The organism is Arthrobacter sulfonylureivorans (genome assembly GCF_047607445.1).
GTDB classification, from domain to species: Bacteria; Actinomycetota; Actinomycetes; order Actinomycetales; family Micrococcaceae; genus Crystallibacter; species Crystallibacter sulfonylureivorans_A.
Genome location: NZ_JBLKRT010000014.1, coordinates 34,358 through 51,181, shown reverse-complemented (window position 1 = coordinate 51,181; position 16,824 = coordinate 34,358). Strand labels below are relative to the sequence as shown.

Annotated in this window: 16 protein-coding genes; 9 read left to right on the top strand and 7 right to left on the bottom strand. The window is 66.9% G+C overall.

The window, feature by feature from the left end:
• Positions 1–4 precede the first annotated feature (4 nt).
• Positions 5–988: a GNAT family N-acetyltransferase gene (locus ACMX2H_RS08730; protein WP_414960119.1), complete on the top strand. Its 984-nt coding sequence runs from the start codon at positions 5–7 to the stop codon at positions 986–988.
• Positions 989–1,076: 88 nt separating this feature from the next.
• On the opposite strand, the gene ACMX2H_RS08725 is transcribed toward ACMX2H_RS08730, so the two are convergent.
• Together ACMX2H_RS08725 and ACMX2H_RS08720 are read right to left on the bottom strand one after the other, a co-directional pair.
• Positions 1,077–1,595, bottom strand: coding sequence for a DinB family protein (locus ACMX2H_RS08725; protein WP_414960118.1), 519 nt, complete (start codon positions 1,593–1,595; stop codon positions 1,077–1,079).
• A gap of 9 nt (positions 1,596–1,604) precedes the next feature.
• Positions 1,605–4,124, bottom strand: a complete 2,520-nt coding sequence (locus ACMX2H_RS08720) for a DNA gyrase/topoisomerase IV subunit A (RefSeq protein WP_414960117.1) — start codon at positions 4,122–4,124, stop codon at positions 1,605–1,607.
• Positions 4,125–4,171: 47 nt separating this feature from the next.
• On the opposite strand from ACMX2H_RS08720, the gene ACMX2H_RS08715 reads away from it, so the two are divergent.
• From ACMX2H_RS08715 to ACMX2H_RS08705, 3 genes are all read left to right on the top strand, one after another.
• Complete coding sequence (locus ACMX2H_RS08715; RefSeq protein WP_414960116.1) at positions 4,172–6,916, top strand: bifunctional acetate--CoA ligase family protein/GNAT family N-acetyltransferase; 2,745 nt, start codon at positions 4,172–4,174, stop codon at positions 6,914–6,916.
• Positions 6,917–6,952: 36 nt separating this feature from the next.
• Positions 6,953–7,624: a DUF5998 family protein gene (locus ACMX2H_RS08710; RefSeq protein ID WP_414960115.1), complete on the top strand. Its 672-nt coding sequence runs from the start codon at positions 6,953–6,955 to the stop codon at positions 7,622–7,624.
• An 83-nt stretch (positions 7,625–7,707) separates the two neighbouring features.
• A complete protein-coding gene (locus ACMX2H_RS08705) occupies positions 7,708–8,808 on the top strand; it encodes an alkaline phosphatase family protein (RefSeq protein ID WP_414960154.1) in 1,101 nt (366 codons plus the stop codon).
• 84 nt (positions 8,809–8,892) lie between these two features.
• Here the strand turns inward: ACMX2H_RS08705 and sepH are convergent, their stop codons facing one another.
• Positions 8,893–10,308, bottom strand: a complete 1,416-nt coding sequence (sepH, locus tag ACMX2H_RS08700) for a septation protein SepH (protein WP_414960114.1) — start codon at positions 10,306–10,308, stop codon at positions 8,893–8,895.
• Between the two features lie 323 nt (positions 10,309–10,631).
• On the opposite strand from sepH, the gene ACMX2H_RS08695 reads away from it, so the two are divergent.
• A complete protein-coding gene (locus ACMX2H_RS08695) occupies positions 10,632–10,934 on the top strand; it encodes a DUF4193 domain-containing protein (RefSeq protein ID WP_127515375.1) in 303 nt (100 codons plus the stop codon).
• Between the two features lie 124 nt (positions 10,935–11,058).
• Here ACMX2H_RS08695 and ACMX2H_RS08690 read toward each other — a convergent pair whose 3' ends face one another.
• Positions 11,059–11,565 carry a DUF3093 domain-containing protein gene (locus tag ACMX2H_RS08690; RefSeq protein WP_414960113.1) on the bottom strand — a complete coding sequence of 169 codons (507 nt, stop codon included), beginning with the start codon at positions 11,563–11,565 and terminating at the stop codon, positions 11,059–11,061.
• Positions 11,566–11,754: 189 nt separating this feature from the next.
• On the opposite strand from ACMX2H_RS08690, the gene dut reads away from it, so the two are divergent.
• The 4 genes from dut to ACMX2H_RS08670 all read left to right on the top strand — a co-directional run bounded on the left by dut (position 11,755) and on the right by ACMX2H_RS08670 (position 14,190).
• Positions 11,755–12,219 (top strand): dUTP diphosphatase, encoded by a 465-nt coding sequence (dut, locus tag ACMX2H_RS08685; RefSeq protein WP_414960112.1) that lies wholly within the window; start codon positions 11,755–11,757, stop codon positions 12,217–12,219.
• A gap of 122 nt (positions 12,220–12,341) precedes the next feature.
• On the top strand, positions 12,342–13,061 hold the full coding sequence (locus ACMX2H_RS08680; protein WP_414960111.1) for a DUF3710 domain-containing protein: 720 nt from the start codon (positions 12,342–12,344) through the stop codon (positions 13,059–13,061).
• Between the two features lies 1 nt (position 13,062).
• The gene (locus tag ACMX2H_RS08675; protein ID WP_414960110.1) at positions 13,063–13,401 is read left to right on the top strand and encodes a hypothetical protein; all 339 of its coding nucleotides are present in this window, start codon (positions 13,063–13,065) and stop codon (positions 13,399–13,401) included.
• A gap of 3 nt (positions 13,402–13,404) precedes the next feature.
• A complete protein-coding gene (locus tag ACMX2H_RS08670) occupies positions 13,405–14,190 on the top strand; it encodes a DUF3159 domain-containing protein (protein WP_414960109.1) in 786 nt (261 codons plus the stop codon).
• A 1-nt stretch (position 14,191) separates the two neighbouring features.
• Here the strand turns inward: ACMX2H_RS08670 and ACMX2H_RS08665 are convergent, their stop codons facing one another.
• The 3 genes from ACMX2H_RS08665 to ACMX2H_RS08655 form a co-directional block, all read right to left on the bottom strand.
• Positions 14,192–14,866, bottom strand: a complete 675-nt coding sequence (locus ACMX2H_RS08665; protein WP_414960108.1) for a potassium channel family protein — start codon at positions 14,864–14,866, stop codon at positions 14,192–14,194.
• Positions 14,863–15,537, bottom strand: a complete 675-nt coding sequence (locus ACMX2H_RS08660) for a potassium channel family protein (protein WP_136785120.1) — start codon at positions 15,535–15,537, stop codon at positions 14,863–14,865. The genes ACMX2H_RS08665 and ACMX2H_RS08660 overlap by 4 nt, the downstream gene beginning before the upstream one ends.
• Before the next feature lie 193 nt (positions 15,538–15,730).
• Positions 15,731–16,753 (bottom strand): DUF808 domain-containing protein, encoded by a 1,023-nt coding sequence (locus ACMX2H_RS08655; protein ID WP_414960107.1) that lies wholly within the window; start codon positions 16,751–16,753, stop codon positions 15,731–15,733.
• Positions 16,754–16,824 lie beyond the last annotated feature (71 nt).

Here is a 16,824-nt window from a genome sequence, read left to right as displayed (position 1 = left end):
GGCAATGACGAATCCCGATCTCCCGGCCGATCCCGGCGGCAGCCTGCAGTGGCGGGCCATGACCGAGGCAGACATCGACGGCTGGCACCGGTTGATTCAACGGATGGCCGCGGTGGACAAACCGGTCTGGACCGAGACGACCGCGGACTTGGCCGAGGCTTTCGACGACCCTGCCAACGACCCGGCGGAGTCCACCGCCGTCGGGCTGGATGCCGACGGAACCGTGCGTGCCGTGGGACGGGTCTATGCCAACGCGGGCTCACCGGTGGCCCACACCTGGGGCGGAGTGGATCCGGACTGGCGCCGCCGCGGTATCGGGAAGGCACTCTATGCATGGCAGGCCGACTGCCAGCGCCGCCGGTTCAAGGCTGCCGGCATAGACGGCGGCGTCCTGCGGACCAGCACGGAGGAACAAGATCCGGCGCACAACGCCTTGATGGCGGCGGTGGGCGCCACGGTGGTGCGCTACTTCACCGAAATGACCCGCCCGCTGGACGAGATTCCGGACGCACCGCTGCCGCAGGGTTTCGCCTTTGTGGACTTGGACCCGGGGGACAGCGAAGCCGTGCGGCTGGCCCACAACGAGGCGTTCGCCGACCACTGGGGCAGCGAGCCGAGGGACGAGCGACGGTGGAAGACCCTGGTGCAGCACCCGGAGACCAAGCCGGAATGGAGTATGTCGGTAGTGGAGGCCGCGTCCGGCGAGACGGTGGCGTACCAGGTGGCCAGCTTTGACCCCGCTTTCGTGCTGCAGTCGGGCTATGACGAAGGGTTCACCAATCTGCTGGGCGTCCGTCGGCCGTGGCGCGGCCGCGGGCTCGCCCAGTCGCTGCTGGCCGAGGCGATGCGCCGGTTCAAGGCCGGCGGGATGGCCCATGCCGGGCTGGGTGTGGACACCGAGAATCCCAGCGGCGCGCTGGCGTTGTACACGAGGATGGGCTACGTGCCGACCAAACGCTACCTGGACTATGAACTGCCCTTGACGTGACTCGGCCTGATCTGACTCGGCCTGACGTGACGTGGCCTGGCTCGGGCGCCGCCGTCGTTAGTGGCTGGCGGGCGGGTCTGTAGGGTAGCTAGGCGCCGACGTCGTGCAGATGGTGCGTGACGTCGTGCAGGAAATAGCTGCCCAGCGTGGTGACCGTGAAGGCGGAGCCGTTGCTGCGCAGGCCGCGGCGGTCCCACTCGGCCGGAGTCACCGCGTTGAAACCGGCGGCCACGTCGGCTGCGGCCGCGGCCAGCTCTTCGGCCACGGCGCGCGGATCCAAACTGGCGTACTGTCCCTCCACCGCTGCGGCGTCCTGGTCCCAGTTCGGGAAGCCCGGGTTGTCGTGGCGCAGCATCAGCTGCAACCGGGTTTCGAACACACGACAGACGTCGCGCACGTGGGCGGCATACTCCAGGACTGACCAGGTGCTGCTGTCCGGACGGATGCTGACGCCGGGTTCCGCCAAGGCGGCCTGCCAGCGCGGCACCGACGCCAGCACCGCAGGGCCGATCCGGTCCGGCGTGATGCCGGCCGGATCGAAGCCGCATTCAGGGCAGCGCCGTTCGGTGACCCAGGTCCAGTCTTTGGTATCCGGAGGGATCGGCATGCTCCCAGCCTACGAGTCTTCTGCTGCCTGTTGCGAGGGCTGCGACTGCTGCGACAAGGACGGACCGACGGCATCCACCGACTGGGACAGCGGGATGCCCGAACCATCGCGGCGGCCATGCTCGGTGGGCAACGCCCGCGAAGCACCATTGGAGGAACTCGCCTTCGCCGGACCATGACCGGCCCACGCCAGCGAGAGCACGTCTTCGCCCTTCAGGAAGCGGTGCGCGCGGACACCGCCGGTGGCGCGGCCCTTCGCCGGGTACTCGGCAAACGGGGTGACCTTGACGGATCCGGGGGAGGTGCCCGGCAGGGCGTCCTGAGTCGATGCCACGGTGACGACGACGGCGTCCGCATCGCCGGCAGCGACCGAGCCGAAGAACGTTACCGTGTCGTCGGCGGCCAGCTTGATTCCGGCCACACCGCCGGCGGTCCGCCCTTGGGCCCGCACCGTGGAGGCGGGGAAGTGCAGCAGTTGGGCCTGCCGCGTGATGAAGACCAGTTCGTCCTCGTCGGTCGGTACCCCCAGGCCCACAATGTAGTCCTTGGGCTTGAGCGCAATGATCTCCCAGTCCTCCCGGTTCAGCGGGTAATCCGGGGTGACGCGCTTGACCACGCCCTGCGCGGTGCCGATGGCCAGCACCTTGTCCAGCGGCGCCAGCGCCACCAGGGATTCGCCCTTCGCCAGCGTGATGAACTCCTTGACCGGAACACCGCCGGCCAGGTTCGGCGAGCCGGCCGACCCGGCCAGGACAGGCATGTCCAGCACCGGAAGCCGCAGCATCCGGCCCAGCGAGGTGACGGCTCCGATCTCGGCCCGTGCGGTGGTCTTCACCACGGACAGCAGGGCATCGTGCCGGATCCGCTGGCCATCCGCCAACGGCTCCTGGTCCACCGTCCGGGCCAGCTGGCCGGAAGCGGACAGCAATACCCAGCACGGGTCGTCGGCTATCTGCAGCGGCAGCGCCGCCTTGGCGTTCTTGCCCGTAGCGGCGGGCGCTGGCAGCGCGGTGCCGCGCAGCGGGGCAGCAGCCTCCGATTCGAGCAGTACGGTCCGGCGCGGCGTGGCGTAGAGCGCGGAGACCTCGCCCAGCTCGGTGGAGACCAGCTGGCGCAGCGTGGACTCGTTGGCCAGGATCTCCTCCAGCTCCGCAATCTCGCGGCGCAGTTCGTCCTGCTCCTTCTCCAGCTCGATCCGCGAGTATTTGGTCAGCTGGCGGAGCCGCAGTTCCAGGATGTAGTTGGCCTGGATTTCGGACAGGTCGTAGATGGCCATCAGCCGTTCGCGGGCGGCAGCTGCCTCGTCCGAGGAACGGATGATCTGGATGACCTCGTCGATGTCCACGATGGCAATCAACAGGCCTTCGACCAGGTGCAGCCGGTCCTTCTTCTTGCCCAGCCGGAAGGCCGTGCGCCGGCGGACCACGCCGATCCGGTGGTCCACATAGACCTGCAGCAGCTCCAGCAGGCCCAGGGTGCGCGGCTGCCCGTCCACCAGCGTGACGTTGTTGATGCCGAAGGAATCCTCCATCGGCGAATAGCGGTATAGCTGGGCGAGTACGGCGTTGGGATTGAAGCCGTTCTTCAGCTCGATGACCAAGCGCAGGCCGTGCTGCCGGTCGGTCAGGTCCACAATGTCGCTGATGCCCTGCAGCTTTTTGGACGTGACCGCGTCCTTGATCTTCTCGATCACCTTTTCCGGGCCGACGCCGTAGGGCAGTTCCGTGACCACCAGGCCGGTGCGGCGGGCGGTGAGCTTCTCCACCTCCACCTTGGCGCGGGTCTTGAACGAGCCGCGTCCGGTGGCGTAGGCGTCCCGGATGCCGTCCAGCCCCACGATCTTGCCGCCCGAGGGCAGGTCCGGGCCCGGGACGAACCGCATGATGTCCTCAAGCGTCGCTTCCGGGTGGGCGATCAGGTGCTGGGCCGCAGCGATCACTTCGCCCATGTTGTGCGGAGCCATGTTGGTGGCCATGCCCACGGCGATGCCGGAGGAACCATTGACCAGCAGGTTGGGGAAGGCGGCCGGGAGGACTTCCGGCTGCATCAGTTGGTTGTCGTAGTTCGGGACGAAGTCCACCACGTCTTCGTCCAGATGGTCCGTCAGCGCCAGCGCCGGGGCAGCCAGCCGCGCTTCGGTGTATCGCGGGGCCGCCGGACCGTCGTCGAGCGATCCGAAGTTGCCGTGCCCGTCGATCAGCGGCATCCGCAGCGAGAACGACTGCGCCATGCGCACCATGGCGTCATAAATGGCGGCGTCGCCGTGCGGGTGCAGCTTGCCCATCACTTCGCCGACCACGCGGGCGGACTTCACATGCCCCCGGTCCGGCCGCAGTCCCATCTGGGTCATCATGTACAGAATCCGGCGCTGTACCGGCTTCAACCCGTCGCGGGCATCGGGCAGCGCGCGCGAGTAGATGACCGAGTAGGCGTATTCGAGGAAGGAGCCTTCCATCTCGGAGGTCACGTCAATATCGACGATGTTCTCCGTGAAGTCCTCTTCGGGGGCGGGAGTCTGGCGACGGGGCATGGGTAGTGCTTCGGTCCTTAGTTAAAAGATGCGGATACAGTGAGTTTATGGCGCAAGAGGCGGATTCCCCGGATTATCCGGATTATTGGGAAGCAGATGTCGTGCTGCGCGACGGCGGAACGGCACACCTGCGCCCGATAGTCCCTGCCGACGCCGAGGCGCTTCAAGCCTTCCATGTGGGCCAGTCGGAAAGCTCCATCTACCTGCGCTTCTTCACCTTCAAGGCCAAGCTCAGTGCACGCGAGCTTGCCCGTTTCACCAACGTTGACTACATGAACCGCGTTGCCTTCGTGATCACCATCGGCGATGAAATCATCGGCATCGGCCGCTACGACCGGCTGGACAATCCCGCCGAGGCCGAAGTGGCCTTCAACATTTCGGACGTCCACCAGGGCCGCGGACTAGGCTCCATCCTGCTGGAGCATCTGGCGGCGGCGGCCCGGGAAAACCGCATCAGCAAATTTTCCGCCGAGGTGCTGCCGGAGAACCGCAAGATGATCACGGTGTTCAACGACGCCGGCTATGAAGTGCGGCGGCATTTCGACGACGGTGTGGTCGCCCTGGAATTCGATCTTGATCCCACCGAACGGTCCCGTGCGGTCATGGCCTCCCGCGAACACAGGGCCGAGGCCAAGAGCGTTGCCGCTTTGCTGGCACCGCGCTCCGTGGCGGTGATTGGCGCCAGCCGGGACTGGGGCAGCGTCGGCTACTCGCTGCTGGAGAACATCATCGAGGGCGGCTTCACCGGCCCCGTCTACGCCATCAACCCGCAGGCCTTTGAACTGAATGGCATGATCTCCTACGGGACCATCGCCGAGGTCCCGGAGCCGGTGGAACTGGCCGTGGTGGCCGTGCCGTATGACGAGGTATCCAAGGTGGCGCGCGAATGTGCCGCCGCCGGGGTCAAAGGAATCCTGGTGGCCAGCGACGGCTTCTCCCAGGCCGGCGCCGAAGGGCTGCAGCGGCAGCGCGAGCTGGTCCGCCAGGCCCGAGCCCACGGGATGCGCGTGATCGGCCCTGGTTCGCTGGGGCTGCTGAACACCGATCCGGCGGTGTCGCTGAATGCGTCCATGGCCCCTGCCATGCCGCGGCGCGGACCGCTGGGGCTGTTCAGCCAGTCGGCAGCGATCGGCGTGCTGCTCTACACCGCCGCCAGCCGGCGCGGGCTCGGCCTGTCCTCCATGGTGTCCGGCGGCAACCGGGCCGACGTCTCCGGCAATGACGTGATGCAGTACTGGGAAGATGACGCGGCCACCAAGGCGGTGGGGCTGTATCTGGAGTCCATCGGCAACCCGCGTAAGTTTTCCCGGATCGCGCGCCGGCTCTCGCTCAGCAAGCCCGTGATCGTGGCCAAGTCCGACGTGATGGGACTGCAGCTGCCGCCAGGCCACGCGGTGCGGACCACCCAGGCGCCGGTGGGCGCGCTGGACGCGATGTTCCGTCAATCCGGCGTGATCCGCGTGGAGACCAACGAAGAGCTGATGGACGTGGCGCAGATCCTGGTCAGCCAGCCGCTCCCGGCCGGAGCGAATCTGGCCGTCTTCAGCAACTCCTTGGCTCTGGGCAATGTAGTGGCCGATGCAGCCAAGGCCCACCAATTGGACGTCGTCCGGCTGGAAACCGGGATGGACCTGAATACCGGCCAGTCCAAGGCGCTGCCGGTGCTTCGCCAGCGCGTGCGGCATGCGCTGTCGGCGCCGGAGGTGCACGCCGCCGTCGTCACCCTTCTGCCGGCGACGGGAATCCCGACCCCAGTGCTGGCCGAAGTGCTCCGCGAGTGCGCCGAAGAGGCGGGCAAACCGCTGGTGGCCTCCTTTACCGGCGTGCTCGATCTGGCCGAACGCACCGACGGTTTGCTGGCAGCCGGCGATGAATCCCTGGCCGGTTCAACACCCGCGGCGGATCCGGAATCCGCGGCGGGCGGACTGCAGCGGGCGCTGCCGTGTTTCGCCAGCCCGGGAAGCGCCGTGAACGCGCTGGCCGCCGTCGTCCGCTATGCCGAATGGAAGGCCCGCGACAAGGGCGAATACACCGAATCGACCGGCTGCGACCCTGCCGCATCACAGCAGCAGATCGACGCCCTGCTGGCCGGGGTGACCGGGACCGACCTGCTCACACCCACCCGCGCTCAGGCCGCCGGGCTGCTGGGCTGCTACGGCATCACCGTGCAGGAGTCCGCCGCCTTCACCAGCGACGACGAGGCGGTGGCGGCCGCCGAGCGGCTCGGCTGGCCCGTGGCCCTGAAGACCACCGATGCCCGGCTGCGGCAGCGGCTTGACCTGGGCGGTGTCCGGTTGAACATCACCGACGCCGCGACCCTCCGGGCCAACATTGCGCACATGCGGGCCAGCCTGGCCCAGTTCGGCGACATACCGCTGGAAGTCCAGTCCATGGTGCCGGCGGGGCAGGCCTGCACCATCCGCGCCATCGAAGATCCGCTGCTCGGCCCAGTCGTGTCCTTCGGACTGGCCGGCGACGCCGTGAACCTGTTGGGGGACTGGTCGCACCGGATCCCGCCGCTGACCACCGTGGATGTGGCGGATTTGGTCCGCGGGCCGCGCGCCGCCAGCAAGCTCTTCGGCTATCAGGGCCTGCCTGCCGTGGACGTTCCCGCGCTGGAGGACCTGATCGCCCGGGTCGCGCAACTAAAGGATGAGCACCCCGAGGTGGCGCTGCTGGAGCTCAATCCGGTCCAGCTCTCCAATCACAGCCTCGCCGTGCTGAACGCGGAGATCAGGCTCGGCAACCACGCGCACCGGACAGACAGCGCGCGGCGCGCCATGCGTGACTGAGCCTGCGTTGGCCATCTGGCCGCAGGGTAGGGGATTATGGAGTATATGAGCCACCTTTCGACGGCCGAACGCCGCAGTCTTGACGACGCCCTCAACCGGGCAGGCTTCTACCCGCTGCTGGTTTCCGATGTGGTCCACGACGCCCTGGACCAGCGCGAGCCGCTGTCGCATTTAGTCCACCTGGAGACACACTTCGACCGCAACGAGGTGCACCGCCACATCACCGTGCTGGTGCTCACCGAGGACATGCTGGTGATCACCCACGTGGACGACCAGCAACTGGACGACGAGGGCGAGCAGATGGTGGCGCAGATTTCCACCGAGTCCGTGCCGGTCAGCCAGATTCGTTCGGTAGTGCTCAGCTACGTCTACGCCCAGCCGCAGAACTACACCTCCGCCGACCAGGCCCGCGAGTTGACCCTGGCCATCGCTTGGTCCGGCGGCCAGCGCCTGGACATGGGCCCGGCCGGCTGCGGCGATCCGCAGTGCGATGCCGACCATGGCTATACCGGCAACATTGTCCAGGAGGACATCGTGCTGCGCGTCAGTGCGGAGGCCGACGGCCTGCAAGCGGTGCAGAACGCCAAGGATTTCGCCCGGGCACTGCGCAAGGTCAGCACCAGCCACCCCGAACCGGCCGCGTCGGGCCCGGTGCAGCCGCGGCCGCGGATCGGCAACCGTTTGGTCCGCGGACACCACGGCCGCTGATCTGCGGGACTGACTGAGTGACCCTGACACACACACCGCTTCCGGCCGCCCCGGGCTATGGCCGCAACTCCCTGGCCGAGGTCATGACCAGTGCCGCCGCCGCCCTGGGCGCCGATGGCTTCAACAATGTCCTGCAACTGCCGCAGGCCAGGCGCATCTGCGTGGTCATGGTGGACGGGCTGGGCAAGGCGCTGCTGAAGCAGCGCGGCGGACACGCACCCTTCCTGCGCCAGGCCATGGAGAACTCGCGCACCCTCGGCAGCGCTTTTCCCTCGACGACGGCGGCTTCCCTCGCCAGCTTGGGGACCGGACTGGCGCCGGGCCTGCACGGCATGGTCGGCTACGACGTCCTGGACCCGGCCCAGGACAAGGTGGTCAACCAGCTTGGCGGCTGGGACGCCAAGGTTGATCCGCAGGTCTGGCAGCCGCATCCAACCGTGTTCGAACAGGTGGCGGAACACCTGCCGGTCACCACGGTCAGTCTTCCCCGCTTCGCCGACTCCGGGATGACCCGGGCGGCGCTGCGCGGGAGCTCCTTCCGGCCGGGGGCAAGCAGCCACGCCCGCACCCTGGCGGCGGCTGAAGCCCTGGCGGCCAGCGACCGCGCCCTGGTCTACCTGTACTTCAACGAACTGGACAAAGCCGGCCACCGGTTTGGCGCCGCCTCGGCCCAGTGGGGCAGCGAACTGGAAGAACTCGATGCGGACATGCGCCGCCTCACGCGCCAACTGCCGGCCGATACGCTGCTCTTGCTGACCGCCGATCACGGCATGTTGGACGTGGCCGAAGAATTCCGGTTCGATTACTCGGCCGATCCGGCGCTGGTGGCCGGCGTCCGGCACACCGCGGGCGAGCCCCGGTTGGTACACCTCTACTTTGAGCCGGATGCCACTGCCGCGCACCGCGAACAAACGGCTGCAGCCTGGCGCTCCGCCTACGGAAACCAGGCCTGGATCTTCACCCGCGAGGACGCCATCAGCCACGGTTTCTTCGGTCACGTGGATCCCAGGGTGCTGCCGCGCATCGGTGACTTGATGGTGGCCGCCCGCGAACCTGTGGCTTTCTACGACACCCGCCGGGTCCCGGAAACCGCGATGTCCGTGGTCGGCCAGCACGGCTCGCTCACCAAGGCCGAGCGGGAAGTTCCCCTGCTGACGCTGGCCGCCCCGGGCAAACGCCGCTAAACATCCGCTGTCCGGGACGCGCTTCCCGGAAGCACGTCCCGGAGATGTGCGCCCACTGCTGCGGCCGATCGAGGCCGGCAGCCGTCAGTCGTGTTTGGTGCCGAAAACGATTTCGTCCCAGCTGGGGACGCTGGACCGCTTGGGCTTGATGGTCCGCTTGGGCGGTTCCGGCGTCGAGTCCGTATCATCCGAGCCGTCGGCTTCGGTCGCTGGTGCGGCTTCTGTCGCCCGGGACCCAACCTGCTCGGCCCGGTTGCTGGCCCAGAGGGTACTGTCCGGTGTGACGGTTTTGACCGGCGCGGTGGAAGGCCGGGCATCGTCGGCAGGCTCGGCGGCAGGGGAGGGGGAGGCCTGCCCGTCATCGGTCGGTTCGACGTCGTCTTCTCCGGTATCGTCGCCAACCGGGTCCGGATCATCGCCGGCAGTGTCCTCGCCGGGCGAGTCCCTGAGGAATTCGGGTGCTCCGGAGAGCGTGATTTCGTGCGTGATGGTGCTGATGCCGTGCTCCAACTCCAAGGAGGAGAAGGCCCCGTCGTCATAGGCCGGAGCCAGCGTCAGCGGGAACCCGGCCCGCGGACGAAGAACCGGGGCATCGTCGTCGTGATCTTCATCTGCTTCGTCAAACGGCTCCCGGGGATGGGCGGCGGGCACCGGACCCTGGGTAAGCATTAGGGCCAGCGCGTCATCGGCGTCCTCATCGACGCCCAACCGCTGCCCGCGGCGCGCGCGCAGCACTTCCAGCAGCTCTTCCGACTCGGCGGACTGTTCCTCGTCCTGCTCGTCATTGGGGCCGAGGTCTGTCTCGGTGTCGGCCTCGAAGTCGAAGACATGGTCGGTCACTGCCTTCAACCGGCGTCCGGGCACAGGGCCCTCCACCGTCTCGAGCTCGCTCAATTGCTGCGCCCAACGGTTGGCATTCTGGATGGTGCGGCGGGAAGCGTGGAAGATCCACCTGGCCGGTGGCTCTTCTCCGATCGAATCGGTGGCCGGTGCAGCCGGGACGGTGAACGAGGCCACGATCTCCCAGGTGCCGTCGCTGCGCCGCCAGGAATCCCAGTTCATCGATTCCGGTTCGATGCCGAAGGCATGGATCCGGTGGTCCACCATGCCGCCCAGGGTGGCCGGCTCATCGCCAAAGGCCGAACGGTAGCCGTCGTGGCCAGGCAACGGGCCGGCCACCTCTACCTTGCGGGCCTGCTCAACGATGTAGTGCCGCTCGGCCAGCACCGGGCTTTCGTAGCGTCGGATGCGGTCGAGGCCGAGGCCGGATTCGGCCGCAACCTCCTCAGCGGTGGCGCCTGCACGAATGCGCGCCTGGATCTCGCGCGGGGACAGGCCAGCCTCCGTTGGCTCGCCGGCGCCGGGGGCGCGGGTGGTTGTCGGTCGGAACACCGCTGTCCGCAGGGCCTCGTCTATCGCCAGACGGTAGTCGTCTCCACCTGCGCTCAACAGCAGATGTTCGCCATCCTCATGGACACCCACCAGCCGTAGATCCTGCATGAAAACCCTCCACCAGACGACACTTTCTGCCTGAAACTCTGCCACCGATACGGTGCTTTTCCTATTGTTTTTGCAGGTGTGGCGTGGAGTTTGTGGCCAAGGTCGCCGTCGATTGCGACCGGCCTTGAGCCAGGAACGAGCGCCCGGTGGCGGTGAAGTTTGTCACGCGTACGCTACATAGGCAAGAATCTTCGCGTCACGGGCACAAATCCGGTGGCGAATACGTTGATGTGTGAGCGGCTCGTCAGGCGCGGGACATCAGTCCCGGGGCGGGGGATCCTGCCTTGATGAACCTGGAGACGGAAGGGAGTGAACGAACAACAATGGCCACTGACTACGATGCCCCTCGGAAGCCGGACGAAGAGACCAGCGAGGAGTCCATTGAGGAGCTGAAGTCGCATCGGCGCACCGACAAGCAGTCTTCCGTCGTCGACGAGGATGAGGCCGAGGCAGCGGAAGGATTTGAACTGCCCGGCGCCGACTTGTCCGGCGAGGAACTGCTGGTACGCGTGCTGCCGGCGCAGCAGGATGAATTCACCTGCGCTTCCTGTTTCCTGGTACGCCACCGGTCGCAGGTGGCCAAGGAAAAGGACGGACTGCTCTATTGCACGGACTGTGAGGGATAGCTGCGTGCTGTGCAGGCCAGCTGCACAGCGCCAGCCCTCGTAGCGTCTGCCGTCGGCACCGGCCTCGTGGCAGCGGTCTTCTCCTAGGTGGGCGCCGCCGCCGGCGGAGCCACGCTACGCCGGGCTAGTCCTCGCGCTGGGCGGGACGGTCCAAGGCGGCGAGGAGTTGCTGCGGGCGGCGCGTCGAGGCGATCCAGTACGGTGTCAGGTCGGTTTCGTCGGTGATCTCGATGGTGACCACTGGATCAATCCAGCCGCGCATGCACATGTAGGCGGTGCCGTTCAGCTTGGGACCGCGCTGCTCGGTGGCAGCCTCCCCGGTGAATGCCTCCACGCGCCCCACATAGCGACGCTCGATTTGCGCGCGGCCCACCTGAAGCATGGTGTCGGTCACCAGGATCCGCGGGGTGGACGCGATCAGCAGGACGGCCAGCAGGATGGCGGCAACGATGGCACCGATGATGCCGGCGGCCATGCTGATCGGGGCCAGCATTACGACGACGGCGGCGGCGGTGCCGGCGGCAATCAGCCAGACCCAGAAGTTGGGCCAGAGCCGCTCATCGTAGCGGGGCGCGGAGGAAGGACCGCCGGCGGGACCGGAGCTGCCTGCAGGGGTCGCGGGTTGTGTCATGGACTCAGCTTTTCACCTTTTGGCAGCCATTTCACCTTGCCACCGCCGCCGTGGCGGAACCAGCCCCGTCGGCGGGCGGGAGGGCTGAAAACGCGCTAGAGTGTTGTGCGGAATATCTCAGCGGGCGTGCCTTTGGAACGCTGGAAAACAGCCCGCACCTTCGCCCCTCTCAAGGACAGACGATCACGAGTGCAGCAGACAATTGAAACACTGACCGTTCAGCTGAAAATGCTCGACGACGGCCTTGAAGCGCCCTCCTACGCCCACCCGGGAGACGCCGGAGCAGACCTGCGGACCCGGATTGACTTCCAGATCGGTCCAGGGGAGCGCATTTTGGTCCCGACGGGCGTGGCACTGGCGCTGCCGCACGGTTATGTTGCGCTGGTGCATCCGCGGTCCGGTCTGGCCACCAAGCACGGACTGACCATCGTGAATGCCCCTGGCACCGTGGATGCCGGATACCGGGGCGAAATCTCGGTCACCCTGCTCAATACCGATTCCAGCGAGACGCTGTCGTTCAAGCGGGGCGACAGGATCGCGCAACTGGTCATCCAGAAGGTGGAGACAGCCGCCTTCGAGCTCGTCACGGAGCTTCCGGACTCCGCCCGAGGCGCCGGGGGATTCGGGTCCACCGGAGGGTTCGGCGCGCAGTAGACGCAGGCCCAGGTGGCGGCAAAGCCCGCCAGCAGGGCGGCGGCTACCTGCCGCAGGCGGCGGCACGCCGCGCAGACAGAGAGCAACCCGGTGCAACACCGGAGGAAGAGGAAACTCAAGCTATGGCATTTGGGCGTTCCAAAAAGAAGAACCAGAACGACGGCGGAGAGCCGGCTACCGAGGCGTCCGCCCTGAGTGAGGAAACCACACAGCAGGCGCCGGAGAGCGGTCCCCGCCGCAACGGCCCCTTCGACGACTCCGAACAGGACGCCGGAACCGATTACCTGGATCTGGGCGCCCTGAAAATCCGCCCCCGTGAAGGCCTGCAGCTGCGGCTCGAGATCGAGGAAAAGTCTCAGCGGGTTGTCGCCGTGACGCTGGACTTTGGCGGATCCAACCTGCAGCTCCAGGCATTTGCTGCGCCGAAATCCGAGGGCCTGTGGGACGAAATCCGCACCCAGATCGCCAGCTCCGTCGGTTCGCAGGGCGGCACCGTCCAGGAGTTTGAGGGACCGATGGGTACCGAAGTCGTGGCCAAGCTGCCGGCACAGACTTCCGACGGGCAGAAGGGCTACCGGGTAGCCCGGTTCCTCGGCATTGACGGGCCCCGCTGGTTCCTGCGCGGTGTCATCGGTGGTCCCGCCGCGCTCGACCGCGCCAAGGCCGCCGACCTCGAGGAATTGTTCCGCTCCACCATTGTGGTTCGCGGCACACAACCGCTGCCGCCGAAGGACCTGCTCCAGCTGAAGATGCCCAAGGGCGCCGCCGAGCAGCAGGCCGCTGCGCCGCAGCCCGGGCTATCTGTCCCGGAACGGGGCCCGGAAATTACCGAGATTCGCTGATTTGCCTGAGCGTCCGCCCGTCTCCGGGGTCAGTCCGATGGCCCAACTGCCGGTGCGCGGCCACGTTGCTGGCACCGGCTTGGTCGAGGCCATAACCATCGAACCGCCCGGTCGGCCGCCGCGTTTTGCCGCCGTCGTTACCGACGCGGGCCAGCAGCTACCCGGAAAGTCCCGCGACGGCGGACACCCACGAGTCAGGCTGGTCTGGCTGGGACAGCACCGTGTCCCGGGGATCGTGGCCGGCATCCGGCTGTCGTTCGAGGGCATGCTGTTCCATGTGGACGGGCTGGCCACTATCTACAACCCCCGCTACGAGATCCTCAGCCCGTTGGAGAATTGACCTATGACAGATCAGCAGCCGGACTCCCGTCCGCAGCACAGCGGTCACCCGTATGACGCAGGGCAGAAGCCCGTGCCCAACCCCGCCCCCGGCGAAGAACCGGCCACGGGGAGGCCGGACGCTGCCGAAGCATTTGCCAGCAACTATGCCGCACGTGCCGGGGTCCAGCGGAGCGCCGATGGACAGATTGACGTTTTAAAGACCGTGGGCGGTGTCCGCGGGCTGGCCGAGAGCATCCTGCCCGGCGTGATCTTCCTGGTGGTCTTCACCATCGGCCAGGAGCTCGGCCCTGCACTGATCGGCGCACTGGCGGCCGCGGCCATCTTTACCGTGCTGCGACTGGTGCAGCGGGGCACCGTCACCCAGGCCTTCTCCGGCTTGGTGGGGGTTGCCATCTGCGCGTTCGTTGCCAACAGCACCGGGCGCGCCGAGGACTTCTACGTTTGGGGTTTCTTCACCAACGCGGCCTACATCGTGGCCATGCTGGTGACCATTGCCGTCAAATGGCCGGCATTGGGACTCATTTTCGGGTTGATTCGCAACGAGGGGACCGCCTGGCGGAAGCAGCCGCAGCGGCTCAAGGCTTACACCCTCGCCACCTGGATCCTCACTGCGGTGCTATTCCTGCGGCTGGCAGTGCAGGTTCCGCTGTACCTCATGGGTGATGAGGGGCTCGTGGCCCTGGGTACCACCCGCCTGATCATGGGTGTTCCGCTCTACGCACTGGGCCTGTGGCTGGCCTGGCTGGTCTCCCGCCCGGCAGCCGTCGAGGCAACGCGGGCCGACTGAATCAATTTCCGGCGGCCGGCCGCCCTGTCAGGACCGCCCGCAGGTCGTCCTCCGCGGCGATGGTGGTGATGAAGAACAGTTCGTCGCTGGCTTCCACCACATCATCCGGGCTGGGGGTGATCGGAGCGTCGTCGCGCAGGATGGCCACCACCGTGACGTCCTGAGGCCAGTCGATGGAACCGATCCTGCGGCCGATCAACGCCGAATCGGTGGGAACAGTAAACTCCACCATCGAGGAAGTACCGGTCTGGAGCGTCAGCAGGCGGACCAGATCGCCGATTTCCACGGCTTCTTCCACCAACGCCGTCATCAGGCGCGGTGTGTTCACCGCAACGTCTACGCCCCACGAGTCGTCGAACATCCAGTCGTTTTTTGGATTGTTCACCCGTCCCACGGTGCGGCCCACGCCGAACTCACTCTTGGCCAGCAGCGAGACCACCAGGTTCACCTTGTCGTCACCGGTGGCCGAGACCACCACATCGGCATCCTCCAGCCGGGCTTCGCGCAGCGTGGTGATCTCACACGCGTCACCGATGAGCCAGCGTGCACCCTTGAGCCCGCTGCGGCCGATCACCTCCGGTTTCGGGTCGATCAGCAGGATGTCGTGGTTGTTCGAGAGCAGCTCGCGCGCAATCGACGACCCTACGCTGCCGGCACCTGCAATGACGACTCTCATTCGGACTCCTCCACCGGCGGCTTGGACAGAATCCGGTCGATCTCGAAGGTTGAATCTACGCTCATCATGGCGTGCACGATGTCGCCCTTCTGATAGCGGGTGCCCGGGCCGGGCAGGATTCCTTCACCAAAGCGCGTCAGATAGGCCACCCGGGCGCCGGAGGCGGCTTCGATCTCGGTCAGCTGCCGGCCTACCCAGCCGTCGTCCAGCTGCACTTCGCCCAGGATCAGCCGGCCGGACGCTTCGCGGAAATCGCCCTTGATGCTCTGCTCCGGCAGGATCCGCCGCAGCACCTGGTCAGCGCTCCAGCGAACGGCAGCCACCGTGGGGATGCCCAGCCGCTGGTAGATTTCCGCGCGGCCGGGATCATAGATCCTCGCCACCACGTGCGGAACATGGAAGGTTTCACGCGCCACACGCGTGGCCAGGATATTGGAGTTGTCGCCGCTGGAGACTGCTGCGAAAGCGTAGGCGTTCTCGATGTCGGCCTGCCGCAGCGTGTCCCGGTCAAACCCAACCCCGGTGACCTTGCGCCCGGTGAAGCCGGAACGCAGCCGGCGAAAGGCCCTGTCGTCCTGGTCGATGATGGCCACGCTGTGCCCCGAGTCAACCAGGGTATGGGCCAGGGTGACGCCCACGCGTCCGCAACCCATGATCACAAAATGCGCCATCAACGTCCTTCCGGCACCAGCCTGAAACAGCGGATACAAATCTACTGCAACCATAACGCCGAACGGGCCGCGTCCCCGCCACCATCAGCGCCGCGGCACGGAGGCCACCACCCGCGGTGCGGGACTTCCTCAAGTTGCCGCGGGCGGCAAAGCTGCCCCAAGGCCACAGGAAGGCGGCCGGTCGGCGTAGGAGCTAGGACTTGGGTTCGGCGTCGCGACCGGGCGGCTGATGGCCTGCGGCGGCGGCGCGGGCGTCGCCCTCTTCGTGTTCGCCCTTCTTCCTGCCGAACGGCAGCACCTTCAGCAGTGGGTGTAGGACGGCCATGACCACAAGGCCCCAGACCAGTCCGAGGACGGCGGAGCAGAGGGTGTTCACGAGCCAAGCCAGGAAGCCGCCGACCACTGCGATTCCGCTGAACGGGGACTCGAGCAGGTGGACCAGGTCATAGGGAGCGTGCCAGCCGAGGTCGTGTGCGCCCTGGAGCATGATGTGGCCACCAACCCAGAGCATGGCGATCGTCCCGACGAACGTGATCGCGGCCAGCACTGCGGGCATCCCCTTGACGAGCAGCTCGCCAAAGCGCTTCGAGCCTGCGGAGTCTTTCGTGGTCAGATGCAGGCCGATGTCGTCCATCTTGACGATGAGAGCGACCGCGCCGTACACGAGCACCGTGATCGCGATCGCCACCACCACCAGGATGAGCGCCCGCACCCACAGCGACTGGTCGGCCACCTCGTTCATCGCGATGACCATGATCTCGCAGGACAGGATGAAGTCGGTGGTGATAGCGCCCTTGGTGACCTTCCCCTCCGCCGCCGGACCGCGTTCGACGGCAGGGGCCTCTTCTGCGTCGTGGTGGCCCCGGACCTTGTGCCACACCTTTTCGGCACCCTCGTAGCAGAGGTAGGTGCCGCCCAGCATGAGGATGAACGGGATGACCGCAGGGATGAAGGCGCTGATGAGCAGCAGTGCGGGCAGGATGATCAACAGCTTGTTCCGGAGCGAACCCCAGAAGATCCGCTTGATCATCGGCAGTTCGCGGGACGGGTCTGCCCCGGACACATATTGCGGGGTGACGGCGGCGTCGTCGATCACCACGCCGGCGGCCTTGGTGCCCGCTTTGGCGGCCCCGGCTGCGACGTCGTCCAGCGACGCGGCCGCTATCCGGGCCAGGGCTGCGACGTCGTCCAGCAGGGCGACGAGGCCGCCGCTCACAGTTCGCCCCGGCGCTGCTCGACGGCGGACTGCTGGGCATCGAGGCCCCGGTTTAAGCAGGTCATCAGCAT

Bases quoted from the DNA above. Each gene is read 5' to 3' on its own strand.
- ACMX2H_RS08730 (WP_414960119.1), top strand. From the start codon at position 5: ATGACGAATCCCGATCTCCCGGCCGATCCCGGCGGCAGCCTGCAGTGG.
- ACMX2H_RS08725 (WP_414960118.1), bottom strand. From the start codon at position 1,595: ATGCCGATCCCTCCGGATACCAAAGACTGGACCTGGGTCACCGAACGG.
- ACMX2H_RS08720 (WP_414960117.1), bottom strand. From the start codon at position 4,124: ATGCCCCGTCGCCAGACTCCCGCCCCCGAAGAGGACTTCACGGAGAAC.
- ACMX2H_RS08715 (WP_414960116.1), top strand. From the start codon at position 4,172: ATGGCGCAAGAGGCGGATTCCCCGGATTATCCGGATTATTGGGAAGCA.
- ACMX2H_RS08710 (WP_414960115.1), top strand. From the start codon at position 6,953: ATGGAGTATATGAGCCACCTTTCGACGGCCGAACGCCGCAGTCTTGAC.
- ACMX2H_RS08705 (WP_414960154.1), top strand. From the start codon at position 7,708: ATGACCAGTGCCGCCGCCGCCCTGGGCGCCGATGGCTTCAACAATGTC.
- sepH (WP_414960114.1), bottom strand. From the start codon at position 10,308: ATGCAGGATCTACGGCTGGTGGGTGTCCATGAGGATGGCGAACATCTG.
- ACMX2H_RS08695 (WP_127515375.1), top strand. From the start codon at position 10,632: ATGGCCACTGACTACGATGCCCCTCGGAAGCCGGACGAAGAGACCAGC.
- ACMX2H_RS08690 (WP_414960113.1), bottom strand. From the start codon at position 11,565: ATGACACAACCCGCGACCCCTGCAGGCAGCTCCGGTCCCGCCGGCGGT.
- ACMX2H_RS08680 (WP_414960111.1), top strand. From the start codon at position 12,342: ATGGCATTTGGGCGTTCCAAAAAGAAGAACCAGAACGACGGCGGAGAG.
- ACMX2H_RS08670 (WP_414960109.1), top strand. From the start codon at position 13,405: ATGACAGATCAGCAGCCGGACTCCCGTCCGCAGCACAGCGGTCACCCG.
- ACMX2H_RS08665 (WP_414960108.1), bottom strand. From the start codon at position 14,866: ATGAGAGTCGTCATTGCAGGTGCCGGCAGCGTAGGGTCGTCGATTGCG.
- ACMX2H_RS08660 (WP_136785120.1), bottom strand. From the start codon at position 15,537: ATGGCGCATTTTGTGATCATGGGTTGCGGACGCGTGGGCGTCACCCTG.